11 protein-coding genes and 1 tRNA gene are annotated in these 14453 nt (G+C 53.8%); 6 read left to right on the plus strand and 6 right to left on the minus strand.

Annotated features, from left to right (window positions below; genetic code table 11):
• Positions 1 to 184 precede the first annotated feature (184 nt).
• The gene (locus OSB_RS07870; RefSeq protein WP_049834469.1) at positions 185 to 1162 is read left to right on the plus strand and encodes a glucokinase; all 978 of its coding nucleotides are present in this window, start codon (positions 185 to 187) and stop codon (positions 1160 to 1162) included.
• On the opposite strand, the gene OSB_RS07875 is transcribed toward OSB_RS07870, so the two are convergent.
• The 3 genes from OSB_RS07875 to guaB form a co-directional block, all read right to left on the minus strand.
• Positions 1156 to 3510 carry an ATP-binding protein gene (locus tag OSB_RS07875; protein WP_082166439.1) on the minus strand — a complete coding sequence of 785 codons (2355 nt, stop codon included), beginning with the start codon at positions 3508 to 3510 and terminating at the stop codon, positions 1156 to 1158. The genes OSB_RS07870 and OSB_RS07875 overlap by 7 nt on opposite strands.
• Positions 3511 to 3611: 101 nt before the next feature.
• Positions 3612 to 4775 (minus strand): RsmB/NOP family class I SAM-dependent RNA methyltransferase, encoded by a 1164-nt coding sequence (locus OSB_RS07880; RefSeq protein ID WP_049834470.1) that lies wholly within the window; start codon positions 4773 to 4775, stop codon positions 3612 to 3614.
• Between the two features lie 3 nt (positions 4776 to 4778).
• Positions 4779 to 6227 carry an IMP dehydrogenase gene (gene guaB, locus OSB_RS07885; protein ID WP_049836097.1) on the minus strand — a complete coding sequence of 483 codons (1449 nt, stop codon included), beginning with the start codon at positions 6225 to 6227 and terminating at the stop codon, positions 4779 to 4781.
• 195 nt (positions 6228 to 6422) lie between these two features.
• Here guaB and OSB_RS07890 point away from each other — a divergent pair, with 195 nt between their 5' ends.
• The 5 genes from OSB_RS07890 to OSB_RS07915 all read left to right on the plus strand — a co-directional run bounded on the left by OSB_RS07890 (position 6423) and on the right by OSB_RS07915 (position 10730).
• Positions 6423 to 8462: an ASKHA domain-containing protein gene (locus tag OSB_RS07890; RefSeq protein WP_049834471.1), complete on the plus strand. Its 2040-nt coding sequence runs from the start codon at positions 6423 to 6425 to the stop codon at positions 8460 to 8462.
• A gap of 320 nt (positions 8463 to 8782) precedes the next feature.
• A complete protein-coding gene (locus tag OSB_RS07900) occupies positions 8783 to 9769 on the plus strand; it encodes a helix-turn-helix domain-containing protein (RefSeq protein WP_049834473.1) in 987 nt (328 codons plus the stop codon).
• A 45-nt stretch (positions 9770 to 9814) separates the two neighbouring features.
• Positions 9815 to 9888: transfer RNA gene (locus tag OSB_RS07905), tRNA-Gly, on the plus strand.
• Positions 9889 to 9915: 27 nt separating this feature from the next.
• Positions 9916 to 10266, plus strand: a complete 351-nt coding sequence (locus tag OSB_RS07910) for a RidA family protein (RefSeq protein ID WP_049834474.1) — start codon at positions 9916 to 9918, stop codon at positions 10264 to 10266.
• Positions 10263 to 10730 carry an acyl-CoA thioesterase gene (locus tag OSB_RS07915; RefSeq protein WP_074202208.1) on the plus strand — a complete coding sequence of 156 codons (468 nt, stop codon included), beginning with the start codon at positions 10263 to 10265 and terminating at the stop codon, positions 10728 to 10730. The genes OSB_RS07910 and OSB_RS07915 overlap by 4 nt, the downstream gene beginning before the upstream one ends.
• Here OSB_RS07915 and pgi read toward each other — a convergent pair.
• The 3 genes from pgi to zwf are packed head-to-tail and all read right to left on the minus strand — an operon-like array spanning position 10727 to position 14453.
• Positions 10727 to 12322, minus strand: coding sequence for a glucose-6-phosphate isomerase (gene pgi, locus OSB_RS07920; RefSeq protein ID WP_049834476.1), 1596 nt, complete (start codon positions 12320 to 12322; stop codon positions 10727 to 10729). The genes OSB_RS07915 and pgi overlap by 4 nt on opposite strands.
• Before the next feature lie 3 nt (positions 12323 to 12325).
• Complete coding sequence (gene pgl / locus OSB_RS07925; RefSeq protein WP_049834477.1) at positions 12326 to 12994, minus strand: 6-phosphogluconolactonase; 669 nt, start codon at positions 12992 to 12994, stop codon at positions 12326 to 12328.
• A gap of 4 nt (positions 12995 to 12998) precedes the next feature.
• Positions 12999 to 14453, minus strand: a complete 1455-nt coding sequence (gene zwf, locus OSB_RS07930; RefSeq protein WP_049834478.1) for a glucose-6-phosphate dehydrogenase — start codon at positions 14451 to 14453, stop codon at positions 12999 to 13001.

The raw sequence follows: 14453 nt of genomic DNA on the forward strand, positions 1-14453 counted from the left end.
AAAGAGAGCGCCTATTCAACCTTTAAAGATATACAGCAGTTCGTCGCATCGCGATCCGCAAACTGTTACCTTTGTTGCCCAGGCTATATCCCTGTTTCTCAAACAAAGGCATTGAAGCTTACACGTCGTCGGGTCAAAAACCCTACAGAATAAATTCTGTAACGCGTTTTGGAACTTCGAAAACATGACACATCCGATGAACACCCTGTCTCTGGTCGCCGATATCGGGGGCACAAACACGCGTTGCGCGCTTGCCAATGGCCGCGAGGTGTTACCGGAAACCGTGCGTCGGTATTCAAACGCAAAATACAATGGTTTGGCCGCCGTCCTGCAAACCTACCTGGCGGATGAAGGACAAGTTGTTCCCGCTGCGGCCTGTGTTGCGGTCGCAGGCCCCGTTCGCGACGGCGTTGCTACGATGACCAATCTCGACTGGACAATCGATCGCGACACTTTGATGAGCGCGACAAATGCTAAAACGGTCGCGATCCTGAACGATCTCCAAGCGCAAGGTCACGCAATTGGGGATCTTGCATCAGCGGCGTTCCGTCCGATTATTGATGGACCTGAAACGTCGGCGCAGGCTGTTCGGCTGGTCGTCGGCGTCGGAACAGGGTTCAACGCGGCGCCGGTTTTTGAAACCGAAACAGGACGTTTTGTACCGCCCTCGGAAGCTGGTCATGCGAACTTACCGATCCAATCCGAGCAAGAATTCCGCTTATGCCGATACGTCTCAAGTGCGCACGGGTTTCCTGCGATCGAAGACGTGTTGTCTGGGCGTGGCTTGGAACGGGTCTATTCGTTTCTTTGCGACGAAGCCGGAACACCCGCCAAGTTATCCGCACAAGACATCATGGCCGCTTGTGAAACAGGCAACAATAATCTGGCGCGCGACGCTGCGGGCCTGTTTGCAAAGACCTTAGGAACTGTTTGTGGCAATCTATCTTTGATTCAACTTCCTTTTGGAGGCGTCTATTTGGTTGGCGGTGTTGCCAGAGCATTGGCGCCATACCTTTCAGAATTTGGCTTCAAGGATGCGTTTCAAGACAAAGGGCGGTTCTCACCTTTCATGGCGAATTTTTCGGTCTCTGTCGTTGAAGATGATTACGCAGCCCTTTTGGGATCAGCTTCCCACATAGAGAACTTGCGTGCTGTTCAATGAAGCTGATTGTGGACAGTCTTCGTTAATTCGTTGAGAGAAAACGGTTTAGGAAGGAACACCGAATTAGGAATGCTCTTTTGGTCTTCCCCAAATGACTCTTCTGCATAGCCGGAGACAAAAATCACTTTAGTATTCGGGCGCGACGTCAGCGCTTCGCGCACCCATGTTGGACCATCTTTGCCCGGCATAATCACATCCGTAAGGAACAAATCCACCTCAAGGTCTGGATCAGACAACATGGTGAGCGCGGATTCGGCGCAATCAGCTTCAAGCACCGTAAAGCCACGTAACCTCAGTGCACGTGATGCAAATGCGCGAACCGGCGCTTCGTCCTCTACCAGAAGAACGACACCATCCCCTGAGATCGCCACTGAATTGGGGCTCCCGGTCGGTTTCTCCACATGCTCGATCGGCGCATCATGGCGCGGTATTAGGATGCTAAATGTCGTTCCGACACCGACTTCGGAATCGACAAAGATATAACCGCCCGTCTGCTTGATAATTCCATAAGCCGTGGACAGGCCAAGACCTGTTCCATCTCCCGACTTCTTGGTCGTCCAAAACGGATCGAAAATTTTGGTTCGCACATCTTCTGGAATGCCAATGCCGGTATCACGGACACGTAGAACCACATATCGTCCTGCAGGAACCGTAACGCGGTCGCGGTGAAGTGGTTCCACCAAAGCGGTATTTTCAGTTTCAACTCTGATGTTCCCTCCCTCGGGCATCGCATCACGTGCGTTCACGACAAGGTTCATCAAGACTTGTTCGAGCTGGCGTTTGTCGGCGCGGATCGGGCTTAAACTCGGGTCGTGATCCAGCGTTAGAGTTAAACGTTCGCCAACAAGCCGGTTCAACAGGTGCGTGCTTTCCGATAGCGTGTTGCGAAGATCCATAACTTCTGGCTGCAGGTTCTGCTTGCGCGAATATGCCAACAGTTGGGCGACGAGCGCCGCTGCGCGATTGGCGTTTTCATGAATTTGCACAAGATCAGCAAAGTCTCCGTCGCCTTGATCATGACGCAGTAGCAATAGGTCACAGTGGCCTGATATCGCAGTTAGAAGGTTGTTGAAATCGTGCGCAACGCCACCGGCCAACTGCCCGATAGCCTGCATTTTCTGGCTTTGAACAAATTGCATTTCTAGGTTTTTGAATTCGGTTACATCACTCAAAACTGCAACGACATAATCTGTTCCATCCTCTGATCCAGCGGGATTTAGCGACACTTGAACATGGATTTCTTTGCTTTCATGAACAGCTTCTAAAAATTGAGCCGTTCCTAGCCCTTTGCCTTCTACCGTCTCAGTGACCCAATCCGTTAGCGGTCGACCTAGCCCCTTAAGCAAATCACTCATCCGGGATCCAGAACCGATCTTATTGTCTAACAAAACACGTGCTTCATGGTTGGACGATAGGACTTCGCCAGCTGCCGAAATCTTAAGTAACGGAACCGGAAGCTCCTCGATCGCGTCCCATTCGGTACCGGTGTTCGCAGCATCGGAAAGGTCGTCGCCAGGAAGAAGGTAGATTTCACGGCGCCCTCCGTGACTTGGCACCTCAGCCACAAGACTTTCGATTTCACCAGATTCGCACAGCACTTTGTGAACATGCCCCGATGTGATCGGCAATTCAGCAAACACACCACTCAAATTCTTCGCGCGCCCGCCTAACAGGCGACGAAATGCTTCGTTCATGTAAAGAACGGTCCCCGTTGGCCCCGCTGTTAGCATTGGTAAGCTGAGCGCGTCGGCCGCACGCGCACCACCACCACGGTCAGAAAGATCCTCTACGCGCCACAGGTACATATCGGCCTCAACAGCGTTCACTGCGAGACGTATATGCCCTTTGCGCGTTACGATATCTTCTCGTGCACTGCCCAGAGCTTGGGCCTTGCTTTGAAGGCGGAAAAGTACAGAGGTTGGGTCCGCAAATAGGTCAGCAAAAATGCAGCTTAGCGTATCGTTCGCCCTGTCGCGGAATTTCTCATCAGCGGTCTCATTTCGAAAGGCAACATTCCCCTCGATATCCGCTAAAAAACAGGGAGTGGGATCATGCTCAACAAGGGAAACGACAGCTTGGGTAGCGTAAGACTTTTTGCGAGCTTGCAACGCCTTGTAGCCCGATGCCGAGCCCGCAAATACAATAAGCGCGACTGCGAACGCTAGTAGACCTAACCGGAATTCAGGTTGGGATAGAAAAAACGCCGCAATAGCTGCGCAACTCCCCAGCAAGACTAACGCAACAACAGGAAAATCGCGCGCTTCATGGCGTGAAGGCAAACTTATTGCTTCGGCAGCCGCTGTTAACTGGCTATGGGTCTTCTCTTCTGACACGCCCGCCTCATTCATGGATAGATTCGTTAGGTGCAGCTAACGATAAAATCCTTAACCTCCACTTAAGTTATTGGAGTAAGACTAGGGCGTTTCATAAACAATGCAATCAGTGGTTGCTAAGCAGCGCACCTCAGCACTGAATAGTAGAAACCATCACCAAGGGCGTGAGGCGCGATTGAAACCTGTTGTTCGATCGCGAAACCCGAAGTGACCGCCATAAACGATTGAATACGAGAATTATTTTCCGCCTCAAACACAGAGCACGTCGCATAGACAAGCGCACCACCAGCGCGAACAATCTTTGCGCCCTGTGATAGAACCTCATCCTGAATGGTCGTCAGTTCTTGAAGCCGCTCAGCCGTCAAATCCCACTTCGCCGCCGGATTTCGACGCCAAGTTCCACTCCCCGAACAAGGCGCATCGACGAAAACGATGTCAAAAGGCTCAATCGTGGCCAAGTTTTCCGTCGCAACGGTTTCAATCGTCACGCCAGCCCGCGCGGCGCGTGGTGCAATGTCGACCATCCGTTTGGGGTCAATGTCATGTGCGGTTACTTCCGCGCCAAGAGCAGCCATCGCAAGAGCTTTACCGCCGCCGCCAGCACATAGATCAAGAACGCGTTGCCCCTTAGTGATGTTTAACGCTGAAATCGCGTGTTGCGAGGACGTGTCCTGAAGTTCAATAAGACCGTCTTCATAGGCCGCAGATAGCGCCACACGTCTTTCATTTTCAATAACTTGAAGTGTGAAGCCCATGTTCTGAACGGGAACAGCGACGATGTTTTCTTCGGCAAGCGAAGCAATCACATCTTTAGCCGTGCTGCGCGCTGCGTTCACACGTAAAAACACACCAGCGCGATCCTTAAGGATGTCAAAAACGTCGTCTGAATCCGCGCCAAGCGCGGCATCAAAATGCGGCAGCATCCAGCCCGGCATATCACGCTGTATCCAACGTTCCGCATCTTTCAAAAGACGCGCTTCTTCACCGTCTTCGACGTCACGTGGGGCGTGTCCGACGCCCGTAAACATCTCATCCACCTGCCCCGCAGCCCGCATGGCGCCAAGCATAACCCCGCGCCCTGTGTTTGCACCGCCAAGCCAGCCATAAGAGGCCTTGCACCGCAGCGCTTGGAACACATGGTCGCGAATAGCCGCGCGGTCCTTGGACCCTGCAAACCTGTGCGTGCGCCCCCAGCCTGTTAGGGACTTTTCAGGCGTCGCACCTTCAAAGATCGTTTCAAGAACTTCGATGGCGGCGGCAACACGTGCGGCAGGTGTCATGGATCACATGGCCCGATAGTTGGGCGACTCGCGCGTGATTTGAACGTCGTGCACATGGCTTTCTTTGAGCCCAGCACCCGTGATCTTCACGAACTTACAGTTCTTGCGCATCTCATCGACCGTGGCACAGCCAGTATAGCCCATCGCAGCGCGCAGACCGCCGACCATTTGGTGCACAACAGCGGCTGCAGACCCTTTGTAGGCCACTTGCCCCTCGATGCCTTCCGGCACGAGCTTGTCGCTCGCAGCGTCTTTTTGGAAGTAGCGATCGGCAGACCCTTGCGCCATCGCACCAAGCGACCCCATTCCACGGTAGCTTTTGAAGCTACGGCCTTGATACAGAATGACTTCTCCCGGGGATTCATCAGTACCTGCGATCATAGAACCAACCATTGCACAGGACGCGCCCGCCGCAATTGCCTTGGCAAAATCGCCTGAGAACTTGATGCCGCCGTCCGCAATAATTGGCACATCGCCAGCCGCTTTGGCACAATCAGAAATCGCCGTGAGCTGTGGAACGCCAACGCCAGCAACCATACGCGTCGTACAGATTGACCCCGGTCCGATGCCGACCTTAACCGCATCCGCGCCTGCATCGATCAAGGCTTTGGTGGCCTCGCCAGTCGCGACATTGCCCGCAATGATTTGCACACCACTCGACAGCGCCTTTGCGCGTTTCACAGCTTCGATCACGCCTTCGGAATGACCGTGCGCAGTATCAATCACGACGATATCAACACCAGCGGCAATCAGCGCCTCAGTGCGTTCAAATCCTGAATCTCCAACTGAAGTCGCCGCAGCAACGCGCAGACGACCCAAGTCATCTTTACAGGCGGTTGGGTTCAACACTGCTTGCTCTGTGTCTTTCAACGTCAACAGGCCTGTCAGAACACCTCTGTCATCAGTGACCAGCAGCTTTTCAATGCGGCGCGACTTCATCAGCGAAATAGCCTCATCACGATCGGCGGGTTCGCGTAGCACGGCGAGGTCTTCCAGCGTCATCATGGTCGAGATCGGCTGATCATCGGATGTGGCAAAGCGCATGTCGCGGTTTGTCACGATCCCCATCACGCGGCCCTTGTCGTCTACAACAGGGAAACCCGTGAAATTGTAGCGCTCAATCAGCGCCTTGGCGTCCGCCAGCGTTTGATCGGGGCGCAGTGTTACAGGATTATAAACGATGCCGGACTCGAACCGTTTTACACGGCGCACTTCACGCGCCTGTTCTTCAACATTGAGGTTCTTGTGAATGACCCCCATGCCGCCGGCCTGCGCCATTGCAATCGCCATGCGGCTTTCGGTGACTGTGTCCATCGCAGAGGACAATAACGGGATGTTTAGATCGATTGCCTGCGTGACGCGCGTGCGCGTGTCAGCGGTGCTCGGGAGGACAGAACTCGCCCCCGGAACCAGCAATACATCATCAAACGTGAGGGCCTCGCGAATCTCCATCATACTCTCCAAAGCAATGGCGTCGTTAGGCATGGTCCTTTCGCATGGATTGGGCCGAAGGAAAAGGGTGAACCGCGCTAAATCTGCGCCCTACAAAGCAACCTCATGACGTTCCTGAACATTAAGATGGCGGATAGCGGCTGCATCATCGCGACCGAGACGCTATTGTTGAAAAAAATCTAAAGGCCAAACTCCATGAGCAATGATCCACTCGTCGTCTTTACCCCGTCTGGCAAACGTGGGCATTTCCCGACCGGAACCCCGATCCTAACGGCAGCGCGACAGCTGGGTGTCGATCTGGATTCCGTTTGTGGCGGACGCGGCATTTGTTCGAAATGTCAGATCACGCCAAGCTATGGCGAGTTTTCCAAACACGGTGTGACGGCCAAAGACGGCGCCCTTTCTGAGTGGAACTCGGTCGAGCAGCGTTACAAAGACAAACGCGGGCTTATTGATGGTCGCCGCCTTGGGTGCCAAGCCACGGTGCAAGGCGACATCGTGATTGATGTGCCACCAGAAAGCCAAGTCCACCGCCAAGTGGTTCGTAAGGCTGCCAGTGCCCGCGCGATGGTTATGGATCCGGCGGTTCGGTCTTACTACGTCGAAGTCGCAGAGCCTGATATGCACACCCCAACGGGGGATCTCGAACGCCTTGGGATCGCCCTGAAGGAACAGTGGGACATTGACGACATTACCGCTGGCATGTCTGTGCTGCGCAAATTGCAGCCGGTTCTTCGTAAAGGCAAATGGACCTGCACGGTGGTTCTGCACAAAGGCCACCAAGACACGGTTCACCGCATCCTAGACATTCATCCTGGTTTTGATGAAACACGCCTTTACGGACTGGCGATTGACCTTGGCTCAACCACTATCGCCGCGCACTTAACCGATCTGCGCAATGGCACTGTTGTTGCGTCCAGCGGCATCATGAACCCACAAATCCGCTTCGGCGAAGACCTGATGAGCCGCGTGTCCTACGTGATGATGAACCCCGGTGGTGACGTGAAGATGACCAACGCGGTACGTACGGCGTTGAATGCGCTGACGGACACCCTATCGGCTGAGGCTGAAATCCAGCCGAGCCAAATCATGGAAGCCGTGTTCGTTTGCAATCCGGTCATGCACCACCTGTTGCTTGGGATTGATCCGGTTGAGCTTGGCCAAGCGCCCTTCGCGCTCGCCACCTCGAAATCGCTGTCCCTACATGTTGCTGATCTTGACCTCACAAGCATGAACCCCGCTGCGCGCGTGTTCATTCTCCCGTGCATTGCGGGACATGTCGGAGCAGATGCCGCCGCCGTCGCCCTGTCTGAAGCGCCATATGAACAAGACGAGCTGACGCTGGTTGTGGATGTGGGTACCAACGCCGAAATCCTGCTTGGCAACAAAACCCAAGTGCTTGCTTGTTCGTCACCGACAGGCCCTGCATTCGAGGGCGCACAGATTTCCAGCGGCCAACGCGCGGCCCCTGGCGCGATTGAGCGGATCGAGATTGATCCAACAACGAAAGAACCCCGCTTCCAAGTTATCGGATCTGATATTTGGTCAAACGATGCAGGCTTTGACGCCGCGATTGCGACCACGGGTGTTACAGGCATCTGTGGCTCTGGCATCATCGAAGCTGTCGCTGAAATGCGCATGGCAGGATTGTTGGATTCCAAAGGTCTGATTGGCGCCCCCGAGCAAACCGGAACGACGCGCTGCATTCCTGATGGGCGCACCCATTCCTATGTCATCCACGACGGTACCGCGGATGGTGGCCCACTCATCACCGTAACCCAAGGCGATATACGCGCGATCCAGCTCGCGAAATCCGCGCTCTATGCAGGCGCGCGTCTGTTGATGGATGAAATGGGCACCGATACCGTTGAACGCGTGGTTTTGGCCGGTGCATTTGGCGCTCATATTTCCCCCAAACACGCGATGGTGCTGGGCATGATCCCTGATGTGCCGCTTGATAAGGTCACATCTGCTGGCAACGCTGCGGGTACAGGCGCACGCATGGCTTTGTGTTCCGTCGAAGCCCGCACGTCCATTGAGAAAACCGTACGCGAAATCACAAAAGTCGAAACCGCAATTGAGCCGAAGTTCCAAGAACACTTCGTCAACGCCAACGCAATTCCGCACGCGACGGACCCATTTACCATTTTGCGCTCAAACACGCCTTTGCCGGATGTTCTGTTCAATACACAAGGTGACAGTGGTGCCGGCCGGCGCAGACGTCGCCGCAGCTAACTAATTCAGAAAATCGGTGCCCTGTGGTCACTCCAGATGACGGCCACCTGATGTGTTTTGAGGCAAATTGATTGCACCAAATCTCAAACACATGAGGCACATCATGGATTATTCACAAATTATTGCCGCGCAAATGCTTTCTCACAACGCTGGTAAACGCCAAGTCCAAACCGAAGAAGATTTTTACGCACGCCAAAGCATACCCATATTCGGAAGCCTCACAAACTGGGTACGGCCGTTCCTTGAGGGGCTAAATCTGGCAAAGCTAACAAAAGTCGGTGCCAATTGCCGTCTTGCCGTACAGAAACTATGTTGACCAGATGACCCATCATTCTTCTATCAATGGCTGCCTCTCCGCTGATGAGACCGCAATCCAAGATGTGATCTTGTCCGAAACAAGCACATTTTCGGAAGGCGACTTTGAGGGATGGAAAGCCTGTTGGCTTCCCCATGAGTCCACCCATATAGTGTATGTATCTGAAAACGCAGGACTTTGTGTTCTGCGTGGCTGGACGGAAGCCTGCAAGCACATGCAGCATGTGTTTGAAACTAAACTGCAATGCAACAACACCCACTACGACAAGTATGACATGGCGATATCTATCGATGACAACTCGGCGATCGTGACTTTTGACAGTACCGCGACAGGTGCCGAAGGCATTTTCACAGACACCTACGAAACAAGGTTTATGCGTAAGACACCACAAGGATGGAAAATCGCCCATTCAAATGTGATTGTCAAAGTTCGGAAACAAAGCTCTGTTGCCTCACTGGCCGTCGATAGATCGGGGCATGTCATCTGGACCAACGAGGCAACGCGAGAAAAACTTACGTCGCACCCAGTTTTCAGCATCTCCTCTGGCCGGTTGCGTGCAAACCGTTTGGCATGGGACAAAGTCCTGCAATCGGCCCTAAAGAACGCCAGCCTCTATCACGGGCATTTTGAAATGACCCGTTTCATTGAACAAAACGATGGTCCATTCCGCTGCCCAGTCGTTCTGGGTGAAACCGATGAAGGATGTGTGGCTGTCGTTTGTCTGAACGTGAGAGATAGCGCGACCTATGTCCAATTTGATCTCGATGACGTCGTTGAACGCAAGTTAGCTATCGCGCAGACCGTGTTTGGCCTCTCTGAAGGCCAAACCAATGTCGCGCGCCATGTGGCAAGTGGCCAAGGCCTTAAATGTATTGCGAACGAACTTGGCATCAGTGTGAATACAGTGCGCACGCACCTCACTCGGATATACGAAAAGACCGGCGTGAACTCTCAGACTGCGCTCGTGCGTCTATTGCTAAGCGTGGCTTGAAGCGGAGTTGACACTATTAAGTGCCTTGGTTACCCGTGCGCTCAAGCGGGTATGGTGAAAAGGTATCACGAAAGCTTCCCAAGCTTCAGTTACGAGTTCGATTCTCGTTACCCGCTCCATTCATTTTTTTCGAAGGAGATCATCCCATGTCAGAAATCATCCGCATCGATTCAAACGCTCGTATGAGCCAAGTCGTTATCACGGGTGGCATTGCCTACCTCGCGGGCCAAGTTGGCGCTGAAGGCGGCACCGTGACTGAGCAAACGCAAGCCATTCTCGGTAAAATCGACGTGTTGTTGGAAAAAGCTGGCACAGACAAAACCAAGCTGATCACAGCACAGATCTGGTGTGCAGACATGAGCACGGACTTCGCCGATATGAATGCGGTTTGGGATGCGTGGGTTGCAGAAGGCTGCGCGCCTGCACGTTGGACAGGCGAAGCAAAGCTTGCGACCACCGGTTACAAAGTCGAAATCATCGTCACCGCGGCAGTATGACCCCGTTTATCATCCCGTTAGATAAGCTTTCGCTTCGCAATGCGGGCGTTCCCGAACCGTGGACTTTCGGCATGGCCGATCGCGTCCGGTTCGGGGAAGTAGACGTGTTGAACCACGTAAACAACGTGGCCTATTTGCGTTGGTATGAAACCTTACGCGTTAACTATCTGAACCACTATGACGCCTATACCCTTGCGGGCGAGAACCCAAAATTTGTCGTTAAATCAGTAGGCTTAGACTACAAAGCTGAAGTAAAACCCGAAACCAGCTACATTAACGTTACCCGCACGGTTTCAATGCGCAACACCAGCTGGGTCATGGAATACGCGACCTTTGTCGACGGTCAGATCACCACCACGGGTGATTGCGTGGCGGTGTTGTTAAACCAAGACAACACCAAACGGCCCCTGCCTGACGCACTACGCCAAGCATTCATCCTTCGCGATGGTGCCGTGCAGCTCTAAACGCCGTGCTGTTGCAAGAACCCGACGAGCGCAGCCGTTGATTCATCCTTGCCGGACGCATCCGCGCCCTCAACGATTGGCTGCAGCGCAGTCGCCAATTCTTTGCCCAATTCCACGCCCCATTGGTCATAAGAATTGATGCCCAAAACCACGCCTTCAACAAACACGCGGTGTTCATAAAGCGCAATGATTTGGCCCAAAGTGAACGGATCAAGCTTTGGGTAAGCAATTGTTACTGAAGGTCGATTACCTGCAAAGACGCGATGCTTTGCTTGGCGCTCAAGCTCAGCACCCTCAAACTTATCGGCAACTTTACCACGCGCTTCATCCAGATCGCGGCCTTTCATCAAGGCTTCGGACTGGGCCAAGCAATTGGCGACAAGCAACTGGTGTTGATGGTGCAAGTCATCGTCATGGCCTCGGGCCGCCACAAGGAATTCACAAGGGATAACGCGGGTGCCTTGGTGGATCAGTTGATAAAACGCGTGCTGACCGTTTGTACCAGGTTCACCCCAGACAACAGGGCCGGAATTGATGGATAGGTCTTCGCCATCCATGCTGACGCCTTTGCCGTTGCTCTCCATCTCAAGCTGTTGAAGATAGGCTGGTAAGCGACTGAGATTGTTATCATAAGGCAGAACCGCGCGTGTGGAATACCCACATATCTGATTGTGCCAAATGCCGACCAAAGCCAGCATAACCGGCATGTTTTCGGACCAGTCAGCCGCTTGAAAATGGCGGTCCATATCTCGCGCGCCACGCAGAAACGCACGAAACGCATCTGGGCCAATCGCAATCATCATGGACAGGCCAATCGGCCCCCACATCGAATAGCGCCCACCAACCCAATCTTCAAAACCAAACACGCGGGCGGCATCGATCCCAAAGGCGGCGGTGCCATCCTCGGATGTAGAGAGTGCCGCGAATTGCGCTGCAGGGTCGGATACGCTTTCACCCATCCACGCTTTCGCTGTGCGGGCATTGGTCATGGTTTCAATTGTCGTGAATGTTTTGGACGCCACAATCACCAATGTCGTTGTCGGATCGCAGCTGCGCAGCACCTGACTAATATCCGCAGGGTCGACGTTGGACACAAAATGACAGCGCGGACCATCGTGGTACGGCGCCAGCGCAAGAACACCCATCGCGGGGCCAAGGTCAGACCCGCCGATACCGATGTTCACGACATCCGTGATCTTGCCACCCTGCCCTTTGAACGCACCTGAGCGCACGTCGGCGGCAAATTTTTCCATGCGGTCCAATGTGCCGAGAACCTCGGGCATCACATCCGCACCGTCGACCATCACAGGTCCACCATCAAGATTACGCAATGCCGTGTGCAATACAGCGCGACCTTCGGTTTCGTTGATCGCCGTTCCGTCGAACATCGCATCGCGCTTGCCCGCCAGATCAACTTGATCAAGCAGGTCGATCAGCAACGCACGGCCGCGCTCATCGATGTTGGTTTTGGCATAGTCCAGACGCATATCGCCGACGGACGCGGTAAAGTCATCCGCACGCTTAACATCGAACAGCGTTTCAAAACGACGGTTTTCTACAGCCTCGTGATGGATGTGTAGTTTGCCCCACATGACTTAGCTCTCCGCCCAATGAACTGTTGCACCAGAAAGAACGCCCGCAATTGGTGCATCCGTTGGCGTTAACGACTGCGCACGCTCAAGCGCCTCTCGCTTTTCCGCTCCTATGATGACGACATGACAGCGCATCGCGTCTTGCAGTGCTTTCATCGACAATGAAATCCGCGGCTCCAATCCGTCGGGTGGTTGAACCGTCACCAGTGGAAGTGGCGTGTTTAATGCCATTTCAAGATCAGGTGAGTTCGGGAAAATGCTGGCTGTGTGCATATCCGCGCCCATGCCCAAAAGCAGAACGGAAATCGGCAAATGCGGCTCAACCGCTCCAGAAAGTTCAGCAATATCCGCGGCGTCCCCAGCTGGAAGGTATGACACATAATTGGCGGCAGCAGCGGCATCCACAAGCAACCGTTCTTTCACAAGCCGCGTGTTTGAGCGCGCATGGTCTTCTGGAACGCGCCGCTCATCCGTGAGCATCACGTTGATCCGCGCCCAATCGAGGTGTTTTGCCGCGCAAAGGACGTCAAAAATCGGCCCAGGCGTCGTGCCACCCGGAACGGCAAACGACACGGTGTCATGGTTCAATAAATGGCTTTCCAATTCACCCGCGAGGGTGTTGGCAAGGTCCATCATCATCATTTCTGCATCAGGATATTCGATAAGTTTCATCGCGTTATTCCTTAATTTCGTGCCAACGCCGGCCTTCACGATGCATCAACATCAACGCGTCCTCAGGGCCAGATGACCCTTGGTCATATAGCTTTGGAACGTCGCCACGGGCTTTCCAGCCCTCAATCAGCGGATCTGTCCACGCCCATGCCGCTTCAACTTCGTCACCGCGCATAAACAGGGTTTGGTTGCCGCGGATAACGTCCATGATCAGGCGCTCATAGGCGTCGGTGCTGTCTTCGGCGTCTGGCCCCAGCGCTTCGGCAAATGTCATATCAAGTGGTACGTCGATCAACCGCATACCGCCCGGGCCTGGTTCCTTAATCGTGACCTGCAATTGCATGCCTTCATTCGGCTGCAACTGGATCGACAAGATGTTGCGGTGGCGTTTTTCATCCCCCGGAAAGATCGAGTGCCCGATGTCTTTGAACACAACAATAATCTCGGACGAACGCGCCTTAAGCTTCTTGCCAGTGCGCAAGTAGAACGGTACGCCCGCCCAACGCCAGTTGGCGATTTCACAGCGCAGGGCCACAAAGCTTTCCGTGTGCGAACGCGGATCTTCTGCGTCATCGCGGTAGCTTGGGCTGTCTTTGTTAGCGTCATACTGACCACGAACAATATGGTGCGGCTCAACAGCTTGCAGCGCGCGAATAACCTTTAGCTTTTCGTCACGCACAGCGTCCGCATCAAACATCGACGGCGATTCCATCGCGATCAGGCACAAAAGCTGCATCAGGTGGTTCTGAACCATATCACGCATCGCGCCGGATTGGTCATAATAGGCCCCTCGCCCGCCAACACCAACCGTTTCAGCAACAGTGATCTGGATATGGTCGACGTAATGGTTGTTCCAAAGCGGCTCAAACAACATGTTGCCGAAACGTACGGCCATCAGGTTTTGAACCGTTTCTTTGCCCAGGTAATGGTCGATCCGGTAGATTTGGCTTTCGTCAAAATGCTCTGCCAGCGTTGCGTTCAACGCCTTCGCTGTTTCTAAATCACGGCCAAACGGTTTTTCAACGACGACGCGGCTGTCATCATCGGCAATCTTAAAGCTGTGCAACCGTTCCGCCAAATCCCCAAACAGACTTGGCGCGACTGAGAAATAGAACGCATTCACGACCTCAAAACGGATCAGGTCATGCAGCTCTTCCCAGCCCCCGGTGCCCTTGGCATCAACGGGAATGTAGTGCAGCTGTGCAACGAATTTCTCGATGCACTCTTTGTCTTTGGACTCGTCACCACCAAATTCGGCAATCGCTTCGCGGATCATCTGACGATATCCGTCACTGTCCATATCCGTGCGCGCTGCACCAATAATGCGCGAGCCTGCAGGCATTTGGTTGGACAAAAATCGCCGGAATAATCCGGGTAAAATTTTGCGGCGGGCCAAATCGCCCGTCCCCCCAAAAATTACGAGGTCAAATTCTTCAACTGGGATCACGCGCGAGACCAT

This window comes from Octadecabacter temperatus, from assembly GCF_001187845.1.
Taxonomy (GTDB): domain Bacteria; phylum Pseudomonadota; class Alphaproteobacteria; order Rhodobacterales; family Rhodobacteraceae; genus Octadecabacter; species Octadecabacter temperatus.